This is a genomic window from Anaerotruncus sp. 1XD42-93, from assembly GCF_009917605.1.
Lineage (GTDB): Bacteria > Bacillota > Clostridia > Oscillospirales > Ruminococcaceae > Anaerotruncus.
Genome location: NZ_QZEG01000230.1, coordinates 1 through 586 on the forward strand (window position 1 = coordinate 1; position 586 = coordinate 586).

The 586-nt window shown below is 56.5% G+C and carries 1 protein-coding gene; it reads right to left on the bottom strand.

Going from position 1 to position 586, the window contains the following annotated elements:
• Nucleotides 1–586, bottom strand: a 586-nt coding sequence (locus tag D5269_RS18185) for a hypothetical protein (RefSeq protein ID WP_147408097.1), incomplete at both ends; no start/stop codon positions are given.

The window sequence follows — 586 nt, forward strand, 5'->3', positions numbered from 1 at the left end:
ACCTGCCCGTTTACAATGCCGCGCTGGGCCAGATTTTCCCGGATTGCGATAGGGTCTATATCGTCCAGATTATCCCGTTCAGCCTCTGTAAAAAAGCGGTCCTCTTTGATAAGCTGGGCGATCCGGCGCTGTACCTTGGGCCAGGGCAGTTCCATTTCTTCGGGGTTTCCGGCGCGGACAATGAACAGGTTTGTATGTTCAGGACCGCCGTACTCCCTGGACAGCCATGCGGCAGTATCTTTTTCCCGCCCATGCTCCTTCATATAGCGGACTACGGCCCGTTTGCTGTCCATATCGCCGTTCCATGCACAGAGGGCTTCGTCAATATCGTCCTGGGAGAGAGGGCGCAGAAGCTCATGGAGCTTTGGATAGGTTTCGCCAATCACCTCTTGATGCAGGCGGTGGCGGAACTCCGGCACATCCGAATACTGTTTGAGAAGCTGCAAATCACCGGAGCCAAGAACCGCGCGGCGCACAGCGGCGTTGCCCTCAATCACAGCGTTTTCATGGTCAGAATGGCCGCAGGCGTTGCGGTATGCCGTATCCTCCATGATGGCGGCGGTCACAACCGGCTTGTACTGTTCCA